The 18,048-nt window shown below is 70.6% G+C and carries 18 protein-coding genes; 9 read left to right on the forward strand and 9 right to left on the reverse strand.

The window, feature by feature from the left end; translation table 11 throughout:
• Positions 1 to 56: 56 nt before the first annotated feature.
• Together mgtA and RI138_RS31355 are read right to left on the reverse strand one after the other, a co-directional pair.
• On the reverse strand, positions 57 to 2,798 hold the full coding sequence (gene mgtA, locus RI138_RS31350; protein ID WP_311122635.1) for a magnesium-translocating P-type ATPase: 2,742 nt from the start codon (positions 2,796 to 2,798) through the stop codon (positions 57 to 59).
• Positions 2,782 to 3,147, reverse strand: a complete 366-nt coding sequence (locus RI138_RS31355) for an ArsR/SmtB family transcription factor (protein WP_096624098.1) — start codon at positions 3,145 to 3,147, stop codon at positions 2,782 to 2,784. The genes mgtA and RI138_RS31355 overlap by 17 nt, the downstream gene beginning before the upstream one ends.
• A gap of 254 nt (positions 3,148 to 3,401) precedes the next feature.
• Between RI138_RS31355 and RI138_RS31360 the strand changes: the two genes are divergently transcribed.
• On the forward strand, positions 3,402 to 4,040 hold the full coding sequence (locus RI138_RS31360; RefSeq protein ID WP_311122636.1) for a GTP-binding protein: 639 nt from the start codon (positions 3,402 to 3,404) through the stop codon (positions 4,038 to 4,040).
• A gap of 25 nt (positions 4,041 to 4,065) precedes the next feature.
• Here RI138_RS31360 and RI138_RS31365 read toward each other — a convergent pair whose 3' ends face one another.
• Positions 4,066 to 4,494 (reverse strand): PPOX class F420-dependent oxidoreductase, encoded by a 429-nt coding sequence (locus RI138_RS31365; protein WP_311122637.1) that lies wholly within the window; start codon positions 4,492 to 4,494, stop codon positions 4,066 to 4,068.
• Between the two features lie 139 nt (positions 4,495 to 4,633).
• On the opposite strand from RI138_RS31365, the gene RI138_RS31370 reads away from it, so the two are divergent.
• The 3 genes from RI138_RS31370 (at position 4,634) to RI138_RS31380 (ending at position 6,825) form a co-directional block, all read left to right on the forward strand.
• The gene (locus tag RI138_RS31370) at positions 4,634 to 5,047 is read left to right on the forward strand and encodes a roadblock/LC7 domain-containing protein (protein ID WP_311122638.1); all 414 of its coding nucleotides are present in this window, start codon (positions 4,634 to 4,636) and stop codon (positions 5,045 to 5,047) included.
• A gap of 110 nt (positions 5,048 to 5,157) precedes the next feature.
• Positions 5,158 to 6,297 carry a DUF6397 family protein gene (locus RI138_RS31375; RefSeq protein ID WP_311122639.1) on the forward strand — a complete coding sequence of 380 codons (1,140 nt, stop codon included), beginning with the start codon at positions 5,158 to 5,160 and terminating at the stop codon, positions 6,295 to 6,297.
• Positions 6,298 to 6,336: 39 nt separating this feature from the next.
• Positions 6,337 to 6,825, forward strand: coding sequence for a GNAT family N-acetyltransferase (locus RI138_RS31380; RefSeq protein WP_311122640.1), 489 nt, complete (start codon positions 6,337 to 6,339; stop codon positions 6,823 to 6,825).
• 3 nt (positions 6,826 to 6,828) lie between these two features.
• Here RI138_RS31380 and RI138_RS31385 read toward each other — a convergent pair whose 3' ends face one another.
• Positions 6,829 to 7,521: a histidine phosphatase family protein gene (locus tag RI138_RS31385; RefSeq protein WP_311122641.1), complete on the reverse strand. Its 693-nt coding sequence runs from the start codon at positions 7,519 to 7,521 to the stop codon at positions 6,829 to 6,831.
• A gap of 247 nt (positions 7,522 to 7,768) precedes the next feature.
• Between RI138_RS31385 and RI138_RS31390 the strand changes: the two genes are divergently transcribed.
• Positions 7,769 to 8,404 carry an LAETG motif-containing sortase-dependent surface protein gene (locus RI138_RS31390; protein WP_311122642.1) on the forward strand — a complete coding sequence of 212 codons (636 nt, stop codon included), beginning with the start codon at positions 7,769 to 7,771 and terminating at the stop codon, positions 8,402 to 8,404.
• 70 nt (positions 8,405 to 8,474) lie between these two features.
• Here the strand turns inward: RI138_RS31390 and RI138_RS31395 are convergent, their stop codons facing one another.
• Positions 8,475 to 10,610: a SpoIIE family protein phosphatase gene (locus RI138_RS31395; protein WP_311122643.1), complete on the reverse strand. Its 2,136-nt coding sequence runs from the start codon at positions 10,608 to 10,610 to the stop codon at positions 8,475 to 8,477.
• 304 nt (positions 10,611 to 10,914) lie between these two features.
• Between RI138_RS31395 and RI138_RS31400 the strand changes: the two genes are divergently transcribed.
• Positions 10,915 to 11,997, forward strand: a complete 1,083-nt coding sequence (locus RI138_RS31400) for an enoyl-CoA hydratase/isomerase family protein (protein WP_096624114.1) — start codon at positions 10,915 to 10,917, stop codon at positions 11,995 to 11,997.
• A gap of 3 nt (positions 11,998 to 12,000) precedes the next feature.
• Here the strand turns inward: RI138_RS31400 and RI138_RS31405 are convergent, their stop codons facing one another.
• Positions 12,001 to 12,228, reverse strand: coding sequence for a hypothetical protein (locus tag RI138_RS31405; protein WP_096624116.1), 228 nt, complete (start codon positions 12,226 to 12,228; stop codon positions 12,001 to 12,003).
• A gap of 65 nt (positions 12,229 to 12,293) precedes the next feature.
• Entirely contained in the window at positions 12,294 to 12,788 is a 495-nt protein-coding gene (locus tag RI138_RS31410) for a hypothetical protein (RefSeq protein WP_096624118.1), read from the reverse strand.
• A 252-nt stretch (positions 12,789 to 13,040) separates the two neighbouring features.
• On the opposite strand from RI138_RS31410, the gene RI138_RS31415 reads away from it, so the two are divergent.
• Positions 13,041 to 13,868, forward strand: a complete 828-nt coding sequence (locus tag RI138_RS31415; RefSeq protein WP_398864405.1) for a pentapeptide repeat-containing protein — start codon at positions 13,041 to 13,043, stop codon at positions 13,866 to 13,868.
• A 21-nt stretch (positions 13,869 to 13,889) separates the two neighbouring features.
• Here the strand turns inward: RI138_RS31415 and RI138_RS31420 are convergent, their stop codons facing one another.
• Both RI138_RS31420 and RI138_RS31425 read right to left on the reverse strand, forming a co-directional pair.
• The gene (locus RI138_RS31420) at positions 13,890 to 14,411 is read right to left on the reverse strand and encodes an SRPBCC family protein (RefSeq protein WP_311122645.1); all 522 of its coding nucleotides are present in this window, start codon (positions 14,409 to 14,411) and stop codon (positions 13,890 to 13,892) included.
• A 563-nt stretch (positions 14,412 to 14,974) separates the two neighbouring features.
• A complete protein-coding gene (locus RI138_RS31425; protein WP_311122646.1) occupies positions 14,975 to 15,634 on the reverse strand; it encodes an NADPH-dependent F420 reductase in 660 nt (219 codons plus the stop codon).
• 293 nt (positions 15,635 to 15,927) lie between these two features.
• Here RI138_RS31425 and ctaD point away from each other — a divergent pair, with 293 nt between their 5' ends.
• Both ctaD and RI138_RS31435 read left to right on the forward strand, forming a co-directional pair.
• Entirely contained in the window at positions 15,928 to 17,658 is a 1,731-nt protein-coding gene (gene ctaD / locus RI138_RS31430; RefSeq protein ID WP_096624124.1) for an aa3-type cytochrome oxidase subunit I, read from the forward strand.
• Between the two features lie 43 nt (positions 17,659 to 17,701).
• Positions 17,702 to 18,043 (forward strand): hypothetical protein, encoded by a 342-nt coding sequence (locus RI138_RS31435; RefSeq protein ID WP_311122647.1) that lies wholly within the window; start codon positions 17,702 to 17,704, stop codon positions 18,041 to 18,043.
• Positions 18,044 to 18,048: the final 5 nt, after the last annotated feature.

Consider the following 18,048-nt stretch of genomic DNA (forward strand, 5'->3'; position numbering starts at 1 on the left):
ACTTGCCGTATTGCGCAACTGTACAACCGTCGCGGTCCTGGGAAGCGGGTGACCCCTCAGTGCCCGTCGACCGCCTTGTCGTAGCGCCTGCGCGCGGCCGTGAGCCCGATCGCGTACAGCCCCAGGACGGAACCGAGCAGCAGGTAGTAGAGCGGCGGCAGCGCGCTCATGCCCAGCACAGGTCCCAGCGCGGTGAGCGGGAGGAGGACCCCGACCGCCGCGAGACCCGCGGCGGCAGCCCGCAGCGGGCCGCCCGCCCGCCGTTCAGCGGAGCTGCGACCGGTCCGCAGCAGGACCATGACCAGAGCCTGGGTCAGCAGGTTCTCCGTGAACCATCCGGCGTGGAACGCCGCCTCCCCGCCGTCCCCGGACGTCTGGTGGAGGGCGAGCGCGAGCACGCCGAAGGTGGCGAGGTCGGCGGCCGTGTTGAGCAGACCGAACCCCGTGATGAAGCGCAGGAAGTCGCGCGGCCGCAACACGGTGGGGCGCCGCAGTGCCGACGCCGCCGGGCGGTCGAACGCGAAGGCCAGCTGAGCGGCGTCGAAGCACAGGTTCTGCACCAGCACCTGCGCCGGAAGCATGGGAAGGAAGGGCAGCAGCAGCCCGGCCGTCAGCATGGCGATGACATTGCCGAGGTTCGACGAGAGCGTGATCCGCAGATACGTGGCGATGTTCCCGCTGCTGCCCCGGCCCGCCAGCACTGCCCGGTCGATGGCGGTGAGGTCCTTCTCCGCCAGCACGACGTCGGCGGCCTCCCGGGCCACATCGACGGCGTTGCGGGGACAGATGCCGACATCGGCGGCGTGCAGGGCGGGAAGGTCGTTGACGCCGTCGCCGAGGAATCCGGTCGTCCGGCCACCGGCGCGCAGGGCGGAGACGATCCGCGCCTTGTGCTGGGGTGTGCAACGGGCGAACACGGTGGCCCGGTCGGCCACCCGGGCCAGCTCGGCCTCCGACAGCGTGTCCACGACCTCGGCCGTCACCACATCGCAGCCGTCGGCCGAGCCCGCCCGGCGCAGTCCGAGGTCCGCACACACCCGGGCGGCCGTGCCCGGGTGGTCGCCGGTCAGCACCTTGACCGCCACGCCCCGCCGGGCCAGCACCGCGAGCGCGTCGGCGGCGCTCGGAGCCGGGACGTCCCGCAGCGCGATCAGACCCAGAAACGTCAGACCCCGTTCGTCCGCAGGGGTGTACGCACCCGGCCGGGACGCCCGGTCGGTGCGGGCCACGGCCAGCAGGCGCAGCCCGGACTCGGCCTTGCGGTTCGCCAGCCCGAGCAGCCGGTCCCGTTCCTCCTCATCCATCGCGCACCGCTGGAGCACGGCCTCGACGGCCCCCTTGGTGACCAGGGTGTGCACGCCGAGCCTGCCGGGCCGCCGGACCACGGCGGTCGCGACGCGGCGCACCGGATCGAAGGGCACCACCGCCACGCCCTCGTACGCCTCGGCCACCGCACCCCCCGCGGACGGCGGACCGCACTCCTCGGCCGCGTCCAGGACCGCCTCGTCGAGTGCGTCGGGCGCGGGCAGCTCGGCCAGCTGAAGCGTCCACAGGGCACCGATCGCCGCCCACCGCAGCACGTCGGGGTCGGGCCGGTCCGCACCGTTCGTCGCCCCCGCCACGACGGGCCGGTCCTCGGTCAGCGTGCCCGTCTTGTCCAGGCACAGCACATCGACCGCCCCGAGGTCGTGCAGGGCGGGGAGCCGCTTGACGATGACCCCGCTGGTGCGCGCCAGCCGGGCCGCGCCGCGCGCGAGCGTGGTGGTGACGATGACGGGGAGCATCTCCGGGGTCATTCCCACGGCGACGGCCACGGCGAACGGCAGGGTTTCCAGGCCGCGGCCGCGCAGCGCCGCGTTGGCCATCAGCACCAGGGGCGGGGTCAGCAGCATGAACCGGATCAGGGTCCAGGAGATCCCCTGCACCGAACGGTCGAAGGCGCTCGTACCCCGCTGCCGGGCCCGGCCGTCATGGGCGGCCGCGAACCGGGTCTCCCCGCCGGTGGCCACGATCACCGCCGTACCGCTGCCGGACGTGACACTGCTGCCCTGGAAGCACCACTGCGGCTGCGCGAACGGCCCGGCCCCCGACAGCGCCGGGTCCGGGATGTCGACGGCGTGCTTGGGCACCGGAGCCGACTCCCCGGTGAGGGCCGACTGGTGCACGGTGAGGCCGTCGGCGCGCAGCAACTGCACATCGGCGGGGACGAGGTCGCCCGGACCCAGACGGATCACATCCCCCGGTACGAGGTCGGCCACCGGAACCTCCCGCTCCCGGGGCGGGGAGTCGGGGGAGGCGCGGCGCACCACGGTCGCGGTCGTCGCGACCAGTTCCCGCAGCGCCGCGGTGGACCGGTCGGCGCGGTGCTCCTCGGCCGAGCGCAGCAGACAGCTGACCCCGACGAGCGCCAGGGTGACGCAGGCGGTGCCCCAGGCGGAGACGAGAGCGGAGACGAGGCCGAGGCAGAGCAGTACGGCGGTGAAGGGATCGCGGAGGCTGCGCACGAAGCGCCGGGGCCAGGGGACGGGCCGCCAGGCGGGCAGTGTGTTCTCCCCGGTCCGGCCGAGCCGGTCCTCGGCCTCGGTCTCCAGGAGCCCGCGCGGCCCGCTGTCCAGGGCACGCAGTATGTGCAGGGGGGTCGGACCGGTGCCGGAGACAGAGGCCGGTCCGTCAGGGCGGCCGCCCGACCCCGTTCCGGCGCCCGCGACAGGGCGCGGAAACGGCGTGACGGGGGCCGGTGTGCCAGGGGTGGGGTGTCCGGGACCCGCGGCTGCGCTGCCCTCAGGCGCCGAGTTCACGCAGGCGGACGGGTTCCCGTGCGGGGTGCCCGGCGCGTTCGGCGAGCTGGCCGACCATCAGCCGGACGACCGTCACCACATCGGGATCGTCGACCAGATAGACCTGCCGCCGGCCCTCGCGGCGCGAGCGTACGAGTCCGGCGAGCTTCAGCTTGGTCAGGTGCTGGCTGACCGAGGGAAGGGTGCCGCCCACCCGCTCGGCGAGCCCGGTCACATCGCTCTCTCCCTGGGCCAGCGCCCACACGATGTGCAGCCGTGCCGGTGTCGCCAGGAGCCCGAACGCTGCTGCGGCCTCCGCCAGCACCTCCGCGGGCGGATCCTGGAAGCCGCCGTCGGAACCTGTCGACACGCTTGTCTCTCCTGTCACCGGCGGCCGAAAAGGCCAGTGTAGGGGCCATGCTGGACTGGCCTGGGGCCCGTGAGGAGCACCGGGCCTGCCCATAGGAGGGCAGGAAGAGGACGGAAAGAGGGTGGAACAAGGCAAGGGGTGACCATGATCAAGCCGCATCGGTCAAGAGCGATCAACCCGCTCAGGTGGGGGCGGCCGGTTGTCATGCTGTCGCACCGTAGCGATTTCCGAACGACTCGTGAGAGAAGTGACGCATGCCCTCCGAGCAATTCGACAGCGCCGAGAGCCCCCACGCCGACCGAACCGGTACCGGGAGCGGCCGGGACATCGCACTGACCCTGAAGATCGTGGTGGCGGGCGGCTTCGGAGCCGGGAAGACGACGCTGGTCGGGGCGCTCAGCGAAATCCGCCCGCTGCGCACGGAGGAACTGCTCAGCGAGAGCGGGCGCGACCAGGACGACACCGACGGGGTGGAGCGGAAGACCGCCACGACGGTGGCGATGGATTTCGGCCGTATCACCATCCACTCGGGCCTGTCCCTCTACCTGTTCGGCACGCCGGGCCAGGACCGCTTCTGGTTTCTCTGGGACGAGCTGTGCGAGGGAGCCCTCGCCGCGGTCGTCCTCGCCGACACCCGTCGGCTTGCGGACTGCTTCGCGGCCGTCGACTACTTCGAGCACCGGCGCATACCGTTCGTCGTCGCCGTCAACCGCTTCGCAGACGCCCCCGCCCACACGGAACACGACGTCGCGCACGCCCTGGACCTGGACCGGGGTACCCCCGTCGTGCTGTGCGACGCCCGCGACCGGGACTCCGGCAAGGACGTCCTGATCCGTACGGTCGAGTACGCCGGACGGATGCACACCGCCCGGCTCCTCGACTCCGTCGGCTGACGGGCCCCGGGCAGGCCCGCGCCGCTCAGCCGGCCATGTCGGCCATCGCGACCACCTTGTCGATGCGCACCCGCACGACCAGTTCACCGGGCACCCCGTTGCGCCTGCCGAACTCCTCGGCGGCGTCGGCCCCCACGTAGCGGCCTGCGATCAGCGTCGCCCACCGCAGCAGTTCCGCGGGATCCTCGCTCAGCTCGGCACGGCCCTGTACCACGGCGAACGCGTACGGAGGCCGATCGTCGTCGACGCACAGGGCCAATCGTCCGTCGCGCGCGAGATTGCGGCCCTTCACGCTCCCCTTGCCGGTGTTGAAGACCACTGTGTCGCCGTCGAGCAGAAACCAGACGGGAGCGATATGCGGACTGCCGTCGGCCCGCACCGTCGAGATCTTCGCGGTGCGGGTGCCCTCCGAGAGGAAGGCCCGCCATTCTTCATCGGTCATGTGATGTGCCATGCGCCCATCCTGAGCCCGCTGTCCGCTTGGCGCGAAGCGGCACCCCGGGCGGTGGGGGGCGCTTGCCCCTGCGGGACCCGTGCGCGAGGCTTACGCGCGTAGCGGGGTACGGGGAACGAAGGTACGGGGAGGACGAGCAGTGGCGCTTGACCGAGGACTTGACTGGCTCCTTGACGATCTGACCGGCAGGGTGCAACACATACGGCACGCCTTGGTGCTGTCGAACGACGGACTGGTCACCGGCGCCAGTACCGGGCTCGCCCGCGAGGACGCGGAACACCTGGCGGCGGTCTCCTCCGGCCTCCACAGTCTGGCGCGCGGATCGGGACGCCACTTCCGGGCGGGCAGGGCCCGCCAGACGATGATCGAGTTCGACGAGGCACTGCTCTTCGTGACGGCGGCGGGGGACGGCAGCTGCCTGAGCGTGCTGACCGCGGCCGAGGCCGATGTCGGACAGGTCGCCTACGAGATGACCCTCCTCGTCAACCGGGTCGGCGAACACCTCGGCGTCGCCGTGCGCCAGGGTGGACCGGAGGGCATCAGCCCCTTCTGAGCTGCGCGTATCGCTGTCGGCGAGAAGTTATCCACAGGGTCGACGCGAGATGACTCCCTCGGGCTACCGTGATCACGGAGAGTATTCGAGCCGCACGGGGGAGGACGGTCATGACGATCAAGGAAGCGACCCGCGGGTATGGCGGGGCCGGCGGTGCGCTGGGCGAGGACGCGATCCGGCAGCACACCGGGCAGACCGCCGAACGGGGGTTGGACGCAGGCGCGTTGCCGCCGTGCGACACCCCGGCGGCGACGGTCGCCGCCGGGCGCGCGGCCCAGGAGCTGGGGCTCCGGCGGGCCGAGTTCGAGCTGGCGGTGCACCTGGGGCTGATCACTGTCGGCAGTGGGCCGGGAGGCGGGCGGCCCCGGGTGCATGAGAAGGAGATCGCGCGCCTGCGCGAGCAGCCGGGGTTCCCCGACGACCTGGCGGAACGGGTCCGGACGGTCGGCACCGCCGAAGGAGCCGACCTGCTCGGCATCGCTCCGGCCCGGTTCACCCGGCTGGCGCGCGCGGGCTGCGTCTCGCCGGTCACGTTCTATCTGAACCGGTATCGCGCGGTGGTCTGGCTCTACCTCGCCGACGAACTCGCCGCCCTGGCGCTCCGGGAGCCGGAGCTGCTCGCCGGGCGGACGCCGCTGGGGATGCGCTCGATGCTGGAGGCGGGTGCCGACTGGCGGGCGCGCAACTGGCGCTCGCAGCGCATCGACCGGCTGCTGTGCCGTACGGATGACGCGTGGGCGCGAGCGGCGGTCCAGGCATCGGCGCTTGACGCTGTGCAACTGGCGGAGGTGGTGGAGGACCCCTATGAACGGGGCTATCTCGTACGGGTCCGGCCGGAGCCGGTCTTCGGGCGCCCGGCGTCCACGGCGGCCAGGGAAGCCATGGGGGAGTTGCTGCTGGCGGACGACCCCGACGAGCTCCTCTGGCGGCGGGTCAACCTGACTCTGGAGCTGGACCGGGCCCGCGAGGACCGGCCCGCACCACGTCCCGGAGACGGCGCAAGGCCTCGGACGACACCGGTACGGGTACGGTCGCGGGCAGAGGCAGAGGCAGAGGCAGAGGCAGAGGCGCAGACGAAGGCGCAGGCACCGGTACGGGTAGTGGCACCGCCTCCCGCCCCGGCACGAGCAACGGCACAGACACCCACGCCCACACCACCACCTGGACCCGCACGGGCGGTGGTAACGCGAAGGCCATGCGGGAGGGGGCTGCTGGCCAGGTTGGGGTGGCGCGGCCGGGGCGCCGGATAAGTCCTCGCGAACGGCCCTCGGATCAGCCATGCTGTGCCGATGTTGATCAGGGAAGCAACCCGCGAGGACTGGCCCGCCATCTGGCCGTTCTTTCATTCGATCATTGCCGCGGGCGAGACACTCACCTACCCGCTCGATCTCAGCAGGGAGGACGCCGAAGGCTGGTGGTATGTCGCGGCGCCGAGCCGCGTGGTCGTCGCCGTCGACGAGGCCGGGACAGTGCTCGGCACGGCGAAGATGAACCGCAATCACATGGGCAACGGTTCGCACATCGCCAGCGGCACCTATCTCGTCGATCCCGCGCACTCCGGCCGGGGCGTGGGGCGGGCGCTGTGCGACTACTCGGTGGCATGGGCTCGCGCCGAGGGCTACCGCGCGATGCAGTTCAACGCGGTGGTCGAGACCAACACCCACGCGGTCAAGCTGTACCGGTCGATTGGCTTCGATGTGATCGGCACCCTTCCGGAGGGCTTCAACCATCCGACCGAGGGCTATGTGGGACTGCACATCATGTACAAGGCCCTGTGACAGTCAGCTGCCGGGAGTCGGGAACGCCCGGCCCGCCGGACCGGCGCCCTCCGAGCCGTTCGCGGTGATCGGAGGGACGACCGTCCCAGCCCACGACAGGGCTGTCCAGCCGGTGCCGGGCGATCCTTCGACGACGACCACGCCCGTGTTGTCCAGACGATGTTCGGCGGCGAACGCGACCGTCACGTTCCGGGCGCGGGCGGCGGTCCATACGCGGATCGCGGCGCCGTGACTGACGAGAGCCACGGTCCGGGGAGCGCCGGGTGCGCCGGCGGCCAGGGAGCTTGCTGCCTCGGCCACCACCGCGTCGAAGCGCGACAGGGCCTCGACGCCGTTCTCACCGCCGGGCATCCGGCGTGCGGTGTCCCCGGCGGACCAGGCGAAGGCGGTCGTCAGGTACTGCCGGGCCGCTGCCTCGTCGGCCCGCATCTCCAGATCGCCGGCCGAAAGTTCGCGGATGCCGTCCCGGATCAGTACGTCGAGGCCTTGCTCGTCGGCCAGGGGAGCGGCGGTGAGCTGCGTACGCGTCAAGGTGGAGGCGTACAGAGCGGCGATGTCCTCCCCGGCGAGAGCCCCTGGCAGGGCCGCGGCCTGACGCAGACCCAGATCGGTGAGACCGGGCCCGGGCCGCGCCGTGTCCAGAAAGTGGCCGAGGTTGGACGGTGTCTGGCCGTGGCGGATCAGCAGCAAGCGCATAGAAAGGGTCAGGCTCCAGGTCAAGGCGCGCAGGCGGAACAGAGGGCGTGTGTGAGCCACCCTCTCATTCGGCCACCGCCTGAGGGCAGCACGACGGGACGGCTGTCCGCCTTGTCAGAAGTAGCGGGCCTATGGCAGGAGTTGGTCCGGCGGAGAGATGTGCGGGGTGGCTGCGATCTCCCGGGGTGGGGGCAGTACTGTGCGCCCCACCGCCATTCGGGCGGAGATTCATCTGGAGGAAGAACCCATGACCATACCCAGGAGATCGTGGCGTGGCGCGGGAGCTCTCGTGGCCGCTGCGGTCGTCGGTCTGACCGGAGGCGTCCTCTCCGCCGGTCCGGCCACGGCTCACACCCCCGCCTGGGCCGTGACCTGCTCCGAGGTGAGCATCGACCTCACCAACTACACGAGCGACGTCCCCAACACGGTGACGGTTTCGGTGGACGGCAAGGACCTGCTCCCCACGGAGACGTTCGGCAGTGAGTTCCACCGGAAGCTGACGCTTCCCGAGCACGACAAGCCGGTGACGGTCCGACTCGTCGTCAAGGACGCCGACGGCGACGGCGAGCACTCGATCGACAAGACGAAGACGGCCGCGGTGTGCGGGGAGAGCTCCGTGCCCACGCCGAGCGAGTCGACCCCGAGCGAGCCGGTGCCGTCGGAGACCGCGGTCACCGAGCCGCCCGCGCCCAGCGCCACGCCCAGCGCGGAGCCTTCGGAGTCCGCGCCCGCCGCGCCCGCCCCGAGCCCCGGCTCGCCGGACCTGGCCGAGACCGGTTCGTCGTCGGCGACGCCGGTCATCGGCGGCGCCGCTGTCGCGGTGCTGCTGGCCGGCGGCGGCATCCTCTGGGCCGTCCGCAAGCGGCGCACCGACCAGAACTGACGCTCCGGCGTCCAAGGGGTGTGCCTCGCCGCGGAAGCGATACGGCACACCCCTCGTCCCGGCACGCCTTTCATCCTTGGCCGTTGGCCGTCGACGGGGGCGTGGTGGCCGCCGGAGGCGGGGGACCGATCTCGCACCAGACGGCCTTGCCCTCCCCGCGCGGCTCGATACCCCAGCGGGTGGCGACCGCGTCGAGCAGGAGCAGCCCCCGGCCCGAGGTCGAGGTCTCACCCGGTGTACGCCGCCGAGGCCAGGCGCTCGACCGGTCCTGGACCGACAACCGGATCCGCCGCACCGGTTCGGGCAGCACCTCCAGCGTCAGGACGGCCCCGCCCTCGGTGTGCAGCAGCACGTTCACCAGCAGCTCACCCGTGACCAGCTCCGCGTCGTCGGCGAACTCGGCCAGATGCCAGTCGGCGAGAGCCTCCCGCACGATCGCCCGGGCGTCCGAGAGGCCTTCGGGGTCCGCCTGATGGATGTACTGGTGGAGCCGGGGTGCGTGGGTCGACCCCACATCAGGACTCCGGCGCAGGACCAGGAGCGCCACGTCGTCCCCCGACCCCCACCGTTCCCACAACCGCTCCGACAGATGATCGGCCAAGGCCTCCGCCCCCGCGGGCCCGGCGCTCACCTCGTTGCGCAGGGCGTCCACCCCGGTGTCGAGGTCGGCGCCGGGTTCCTCGACCAGGCCGTCGGTGTACAGCACGAAGGTCTCACCGGGCACCAGATCGAGCCGGGTCTCCGGGTACTCCTCGTCGTGGAGGTCCGTCGAGATGCCCAGCGGCAGGCCGCCGCGGACCTGCGGGCTGCCGACCCGGCCGTCCGTGTGCCGGATCAACGGACCGAGGTGTCCGGCCCGGACCACCCGTACCGCCCCGGACGCCAGGTCGACCTGGGCGTAGGTGCAGGTCGCGAAGCGGTCGGTATCCAGCTCGGCGAGAAAGCGGGAGGCCCGCGCCAGGACCGTGGCCGGCGGGTGCCCCTCGGCGGCGTACGCGCGAAGGGCGATGCGCAACTGGCCCATGATCGCGGCGGCGTGGGTGTCGTGCCCCTGCACGTCTCCCACCACCAGCCCGTAGCGGTTGTTGGGGAGGGTGATCACGTCGTACCAGTCCCCGCCGACCTGCCGACCGCTCCAAGCGGCGTGATAGCGCACCGCGATCTCGCCGCCCTCGACGTCCTGTATCCGGGGCGGGAGCATCGCGGACTGAAGCTGGGTGGCGAACTCCCGCTCCTCATCGAAGAGCATCGCCCGTTGCAGTGACTGGGCCACGATGGCGGCCAGGCCCAGGCACAGTATGCGCTCGTCCGCGTTGAAGACCGTGCGCTCCCGGTAGAAGAGGGCCAGTCCGCCCAGCGACCGGGCCTGTGCCACCAGCGGAAGATACGCGGCAGCCCGGAACCTGAGCTTCCCCAGGTGTGGCTCCAGTTCCGGATACCGGCGGGCCAGTGCGGCAAGGGAGGTGATGAACCGGGGGCGGCCGCTGCGGATCGTGTCCGCGAGGGGCAGATCGCGGTCCAGATCGCCGGAGCCCAGCCCGTCCAGCACCTCCAGCGACTCGCCGCTCAGCGCCACGATGTTCAGCGCGGAGTTCTCTACGAGCCCGAGCGCGAGTCCGTCCGCGCCGAGCCTGGCCAGCCCGCCGGGGCCGGTGAGCGCAGCTGTCACGTCGTCCACGGTCACGGCACGTGACATCGCGCTCGTTGTGCGTTCAACGATGTTGGTCTGGCGCTGCCGCCGCTTTTCCAGATCGAGCACGAAGGCCGAATGGGTGACTTCCGCCGTCGCGTCCCGGACGACCCCCACGATCCGATGGGCCCTGCCGTCCTTCGAACGCAGGATGCGGGCCTGCACATGGGTCCACTGGATGGTCCCGTCGTCCAGCGGTACGCGGAAGTGGACGCTGTAGGAATTGCTGCCGCCGGTGATGGCCTCATCGATCGTGACGTCGAGCCGCGCCCGTTCCGCAGGCTCCAAGTGCTCCAGCAGGGTGCCCGGACGCGCGTCGAACGTCGCCGGATCCACACCGAACACCATCAGCCCGGCCTCGTCGATGTCCAGGGTCCGGGCGTCCAGATCCCAGTCGAAGCTGCCGGTCCGATTCATGGCAAGGCGTTCCGTCGGCCGGATCTCACCGTTGGTCTTCCGGTCGATCCGGCGGAGCGGAGAGGCTTCGGCGTCCTGCCGCCGTTCGTCGTCGGTCATTCCTGCTCCGGAGGTCGTCCGGCGGGGCCGTGCGTCGGTGCGCCCCGTAGGCCTCAATTGTCGAGCCGCTTCCACCGGAGTGCCACAGCGGCTCACGCTTTTGTTGCGCACTGCGCGTCTACGAGGTTCCCAGGGCGGACCCCCGGGTCTCCCGGCCCGGCGGGGCGTCGCAGAATGGCGGGCGAGGCCCGTCCGGAACCGGACACAGGACGGCCGCCCCAGGTGCCCCAGTCCGTGTGACCGGCGAGATGTCCAGATGACCAGGCGACCAGCTGGCCTGGCGACCAGTGAGCGGAGCGCATGCATGAACGATGAACGGCCCGTCCTGCTGGAGATGCACGGCCACTGCCTGCGCATCACCCTCAACCGCCCCCGGGCCCTCAACGCACTCAGCCACACCATGGTGGGGCTGCTCGACGAGGCCCTGGCCCGCGCTGAGCGGGACGACTCGGTGGTCTCCGTGGTGCTGGCCGGGGCGGGGGACCGGGGCTTGTGCGCGGGCGGCGACATCCGCGCTCTTCACGACGACGCGCGGGCCTCGGGCCGCGCGTCCCTGGCGTTCTGGCGCGACGAGTACCGCCTCAACGCCCGCATCGCCCGGTTTCCCAAGCCGTACGTCGCCCTGATGGACGGCATCGTGATGGGCGGCGGAGTCGGAGTGTCGGCCCATGCCGGAATCCGCGTCGTCACCGAACGCTCACGCGTCGCCATGCCCGAGACCGCCATCGGCTTCGTCCCTGATGTCGGCGGCACCCGGCTGCTGGCCGCCGCACCCGGTGAACTCGGCACCCACCTCGCCCTCACCGGCCGGTCCGTCGGAGCGGACGACGCCCTCCTGTGCGGCCTCGCCGACCACCACGTCCCGGCCCGGAACCTGCCGGCGCTGACCGAAGCCCTCGCCGCGACGGACACCGCCGCCGAGGTCGCCCGGGCTGTGGGCCAGTTCGCCACGGAGGCGCCCGCCGGTGAACTCGCCGCGCAGCGCGCCTGGATCGACGCCTGCTATGCCGCGGACACCGTCGAGGAGATCATCCGGCGGCTGCGGGACAGCGGTGTCCCCGAGGCGGCGGACACGGCGGCCGAACTCCTGACCAAGTCGCCTCTCGCGCTCAAGGTCACCATCGAGGCCGTCCGCCGGGCGGCCCGGCTGGACAGCCTGGAGGCCGTCCTCGACCAAGAGTTCCGCGTGTCCAGCCGGGTCTTCGAACAGCCCGACTTCGTCGAGGGCATCCGGGCCAGGATCATCGACAAGGATGGCAGCCCGCAGTGGAAGCCCGCGACCCTGGCCGAGGTCGACGAACAGCAGGTCGCCCGCTTCTTCACCCCCCTCGGCCCCGGCGAACAGGAACTCGGCCTGGCTTCCGGCTCCGCCGCCCCCACCCCGTAGTGCCTATCTGTCGCTGCCGGACAGGCTCGGCTGCAACGCCCGCACGAGGGCGAACAGCTTGTCCTCATTCCCCGTCAGCCCCGCACTGCGCAGCGCCTGGTCGGCCTCCCGCATCGGTGAGGTGAGCAAGGGCAGATACACCGGCGCGGCGTCCGCGTCCGCGAGCGCTGCCCGGGTGGCCTCCAGCAGGCGTACGTACGCCTGCGCCGCGGCCAGCTCGTCTTTGTCCATCTCAGCATCCCCTCGTCAGAGCTGTCGGACCGTCAAGCATCTCCTATGGGTCTGACAACGCCCCCTCAAGCCTCGCCGCGCCCACCGGACAACCCGCCCGGGGGCTCGACCTCCAGGTATCGCCGCCTGCGGGGCCCTCGATACAGCAGCACCGTCCAGCCGAGCCGCCGCAACGCGGCCGCGCAACCGGCCAGGGCCTCCTCCTCGTCGTGCACAGCACCGCTTCTCGGCGGCCCGGCCCACTCGACCCGTACCGACCCAGCCGACTCGCCCTCCAGCACCCGGTACCCGGCCGCCACCCGGCGCCCTGACGCGTCGACCCCCGATGGAGCGGCCCCCGAACTCTCCAGGGCCAGGGCGACGGCCCGCACCGGACGTTTCCGTTCCCACAGCGCCGGTACGGCCTCAGGATCGGCCTCTCCGGTACCGGTGAGGCGACGGATCTGCAGCAGCCCCTGGAGCGCGGTCCGCACTGAAGCGGCCCGCCGCTCGGCGGACTCACCCGACGGCGGGCCGTCACCGGTCGCGGGCTCAAAACCGGTGCTGTCCTCGGTGTCCATGCACCCCTCCCACCGCGTGATACGTACGCGCCAAGTGTGCCCGGGATCGGGCAGGTGGCCCGAGCCGATCGGCCTCCGGGAGGGCGTATGAACATGCACCGGGTTCGCCCCGGCCCCACCCCCTCATTAGAATCCTGTGTCCAGCCACCACAGCAACCACTGCCCCAGTTTCACTGCCGCACCTCCCGCAGCACCACCCAGCGAGGACCCGCAACCGTGCCCGACCACGTCCCCGACGACGATCCGACCGCCCTGCCCGAGACCGGACGGAAGGCACAGGAGGATCTGCGCGCGGACTGCACGAACTGTTTCGCCCTCTGCTGTGTCGCTCTGACGCTGACGGCCTCCTCCGACTTCGCCATCGACAAGCCCGCCGGTCGGCCCTGCCCCAACCTCCAGGACGATTTCCGCTGCGGGATCCACACCCGGCTACGGCCCGAGGGTTTCTCCGGCTGCACCGTGTACGACTGCTTCGGCGCCGGGCAGAAGGTCTCCCAGGTGACCTACGGCGGCCGAGACTGGCGTTCGTCCCCCGACACCGCCGCGCAGATGTTCCAGGTGTTCCCGGTGATGCGCCAGCTCCACGAACTCCTCTGGTATCTCACTGAGGCGCTCGCCCTGCCTGCCGCCCGCCCGCTGCACGGCGAGATCCGCCGAGCTCTGGAGGCGACGGAACGGCACACCGCGCGCCCCGCCGTCGACTTCGCGGAACTCGATGTCGCCACCCACCGGGACCGGGTCGCCGGCCTTCTCCTGCGCACCAGCGAACTGGTCCGGGCCGCCGCGCCGCGCCGCAGGAAGCGCAACCATCGGGGCGCCGACCTCATCGGAGCCCGGCTGCGCGGCGCGGACCTGCGTGGAGCGGATCTCCGCGGGGCCTACCTCATCGCCGCCGACCTCGCCGGTGCTGACCTGCGTCTGGCCGACCTCATCGGGGCGGACTTCCGCGACGCGGACCTCTCCGGCGCCGATCTCACCGGGAGCCTGTTCCTCACCCAGTCTCAGGTCAACGCGGCCAAGGGCAACGCGAAAACAGCCCTCCCCGCAGCCCTGAGCCGCCCGACGCACTGGGCCGGTTAGACCGCGCCGCCGCCCGTCGCATCACGGGGCGATGGTCCCCCTGACATCTTCCTCCAGAGCCGCCTTGAGGCGTTTGAGTGTCGTTCGGATGTTGCCGCGCTGGAACTGGGCGAACGTCTTCCCGCCCGTGGCCACGCGGTCGAAGGCATGGGCCAGGAAGTCCGGCCAGGAGCGGCGGTCATCGGTCCAGGTCTCGGTGACCCGGGTTGCCCCGTCCACTACCTCGAAGCGGTACTCCCAGGTGGCGATCGGCCCCCGGAGCCGCGGCCGCCGCAGACCGATCGCGTGGACCCGGAACGCGAAGCGCTCGCCCGGATCGGCCGCCGTCACCGTGCAGCGTGTGGTCCAGCGCGCCACCCCTCGCTTGTTGCGGCCTTCGAAGACCATGCCGACGTACGCACTCCGCCGCTCTCCGCGCACGGTCGCCCCTCGGTTCTCCGGGCTCCAGCGGCCCATCGCGGTGGGGTCGCTGAGTTGTTCGTACACCTGGGCGGGGCTGGCGTGGATGATGATGCTGTCCGCTACGGACGTGGTGCGAGGCATGGCGCGACTCCATTTGTCCACGGCCGTAGTCAGACCAGCGCCGGGAGCCGGACAGGCCGTGGAGCCGACATCCGATGTCCCGAGCCCACACCTTACTCGCGAGTAGTCATGGTGGAGGCGGGGCGGCAGGGGGACAGGTGGCGGTGCCAGGGGCCGGGTTCCGGTACCGGGCGCCGGCCAACGTGTCCGCTGCTCTCGTCAGGCTCGCGACCCGTGCCCGTACCCGTACGTCGGCCGGCAGGTCGGGTATGCCACGCAGACCCGGGTATGCGCGACGACCCGGCCAGACCCCGCAGTACCTCTGGCGGTAGGGGCTCCGGTTCGACGACCACGGTCACCACCGCCCGCAGCTGTCGGCCCACCAGGTATGAGAGTGAGCGCCCCGATCACCGCTGCGTTCCATCTGCCGTTCTGGTCACCGTGATGGGGGAGGTCTGAGTCCGATGAGGGAGGGCAGGCCGACGTGAGCGGCCGGGGGTACTCCGGCCCCCCGCCCACAGCGGACCATCGCAGATAATGGCCCCCGCTCACAGCAGGCCCCCCGGCCCCCCGCCCCGCCCTTCTCAGGCGCGCCACTCCGCCGTACGCTCCGGCGACGCCTCCGCGAGGGCCTTCGTGATCGCGTCGGCATCGCCCCGGTTCCCGTACACCGGCGTGCCGGGCTGCTGGCGCCAGGATTCATCCAGGCCTCCGGCGTCCACGGTGTCAAAGCCGAGCTCGTCGATGAGGTCACGCACGGTCTGTTTGGCCGCCGCGTCGTCACCGGCGACCGGGAGCGCCTGCCGGCCCGGGGTGCCCTGCGGCTTGCCCTGGTCCAGGATGTCCTGGGCGTACGTTCCGTTGAACGCCTTGATCACCGGGTGGTTGATCTGCTGCTCGGTCCACCGGCTCTCGGGCAGCCCGTCCTCGATGGCGGCGAGGCGGCCGTCGCGCTGCTGCGGGTAGTAGTTGCCGGTGTCGATGACCACGACGTCATCCGCTGCACCGGCCAGGAAGCCGTCGGGCAGATCGGGCACGGCCTTGAGGGGGACCGTTACGACGACGATGCGGGCGCCCTTCGCCGCCTCCGATGCGGCCACCGGCGTTGCACCGGTCTCCACGGCGAGGGCGGTCAGTGTATGGGGGCCACGGGAATTGGCGACCGAAACCTCGTGTCCGAGGGCGGTCAGGCGCCGAGTCAGGTTTCCGCCGATGTTGCCCGCGCCGATAATACCGATCTTCATGGGTCCGACCTTCCGAAGCTTGCCGAGTGGTGAAGAGGTGGTTCTGTCGTTTCACCAACTCCGCGACCAGGGGAGCTATTCCGACACCGGGGAAGGAATATCCGGTCGCGTCCCGGACGTTGGCATGCATTTGGCCCGGCTGCGCAGCGCGGAGCGGCGCACGGGTGTAGGCCATTTGAGTGTCCTTGCCCGCCGCTCGCGCCGGGCGGGGAGGGATGTCCCACCGCACCGATCACCGCGGGTCCATTCTGGTCGCCGAGTCCGCACGGGCCGTCGACCGAAGGAGCGTCGTAGTGACGACGAGAGGCATCTCGCAACCGGTGGAGACCGATGCTGCCGACCAGGACGAAGTGCTGGTACGGCGCAAGGAACCGGGCAACGTCGTCATCAAGTGGATGACCACCACGGACCACAAGACGATCGGCACGCTCTACCTCGTCACCTCCTTCGTGTTCTTCTGCGTCGGAGGGCTGCTGGCCCTGGTCATGCGTGCTGAACTGGCGCGTCCCGGAACCCAGTTGATCTCGAACGAACAATTCAACCAGGCGTTCACGATGCACGGCACGATCATGCTGCTGATGTTCGCGACGCCGCTGTTCGCCGGGTTCGCGAACTGGATCATGCCGCTGCAGATCGGCGCGCCCGATGTGGCGTTCCCGCGGCTGAACATGTTCGCGTACTGGCTGTACCTCTTCGGCTCGCTCATCGTGGTCGCGGGTTTCCTGACTCCACAGGGTGCGGCCGACTTCGGCTGGTTCGCCTACGCGCCGCTGAACGACGCGGTCCGCTCGCCGGGTATCGGCGCCGACATGTGGATCATGGGTCTGGCCTTTTCCGGCTTCGGCACGATCCTGGGCTCGGTCAACTTCATCACCACGATCATCTGCATGCGCGCACCCGGTATGACGATGTTCCGCATGCCGATCTTCGTCTGGAACGTTCTGCTGACCGGTGTGCTGGTTCTGCTGGCGTTCCCGGTTCTGGCCGCGGCCCTGCTGGCGCTGGAGGCGGACCGTAAGTTCGGTGCCCACATCTTCGACCCTGCCAACGGAGGCGCACTGCTGTGGCAGCACCTCTTCTGGTTCTTCGGCCACCCCGAGGTGTACATCATCGCCCTGCCGTTCTTCGGTATCGTCACCGAAATCTTCCCGGTCTTCAGCCGCAAGCCGGTCTTCGGCTACATCGGCCTGGTCGCGGCCACGATCGCCATCGCGGGCCTGTCCGCGACCGTATGGGCGCACCACATGTTCGTCAGCGGGGCCGTACTCCTGCCGTTCTTCTCCTTCATGACGTTCCTGATCGCCGTACCAACCGGTGTGAAGTTCTTCAACTGGATCGGCACGATGTGGAAGGGGTCCATCTCGATGGAGACCCCGATGCTGTGGTCGGTCGGCTTCCTGGTCACCTTCCTCTTCGGCGGGCTGACCGGGATCATCCTCGCCTCGCCGCCGATGGACTTCCATGTCTCCGATTCGTACTTCGTGGTCGCCCATTTCCACTATGTGGTCTTCGGTACCGTGGTCTTCGCGATGTTCGCCGGATTCCATTTCTGGTGGCCGAAGTTCACTGGGAAGATGCTCGATGAACGGCTTGGGAAAGTGACGTTCTGGACGCTCTTCGTTGGATTCCATGGAACGTTTCTCGTTCAGCACTGGCTTGGTGCCGAGGGAATGCCTCGGCGTTACGCCGACTATCTCGCGGCGGACGGGTTCACCGCGCTGAACACGATCTCCAGCATTTCGTCCTTCGTGCTCGGGCTGTCGCTCCTGCCGTTCTTCTACAACATCTGGAAGACCGCCAAGTACGGTAAGAAGATCGAGGTCGACGACCCCTGGGGATACGGTCGTTCGCTTGAATGGGCGACCTCCTGCCCGCCGCCGCGCCACAACTTCGTCACCCTGCCGCGAATTCGGTCCGAATCCCCGGCGTTCGACCTGCACCACCCCGCGTTCCGTGCTCTCGACGAGGCGTCCAACCGTCCCCACAGCTCCACGGTCATTGCACCGGGCGACAAGCAGGATTGAGGGCGGCCACCGGGAAGGACGGCCCGACGGACAAGGAGGACGGGTGAAACCCGACAAGGAGAGTGCCCGGGGCCTGGCGCAGCTCGAAGGCTTTCTGCTGTGGAACGCCGAGGTCGAAGGGGCACGGCGGCAGGCACGCCGCTTCACCGATCAACTGCCCTGGCTGACCACGGCACAGCGCGAGGACGTGGAGCGCGTGTACGTCACCGAACGGGTGGACGCTTCCCGGGAGTCGCTCACCCGCATCCGCGACCGAGCGGACGAACTGCGCGAGGAGTACTCCGAACGCTACGCACGGCTCCGGACCCGCTGCGTCGCAGTCTCTACCGCGACGGTGGGGGCGGCCACCGGCGTCTGCACGGTGCTGACGCTGCTTCTGCGGTGACACTG

Source organism: Streptomyces durocortorensis (assembly GCF_031760065.1).
Taxonomy (GTDB): Bacteria; Actinomycetota; Actinomycetes; order Streptomycetales; family Streptomycetaceae; genus Streptomyces.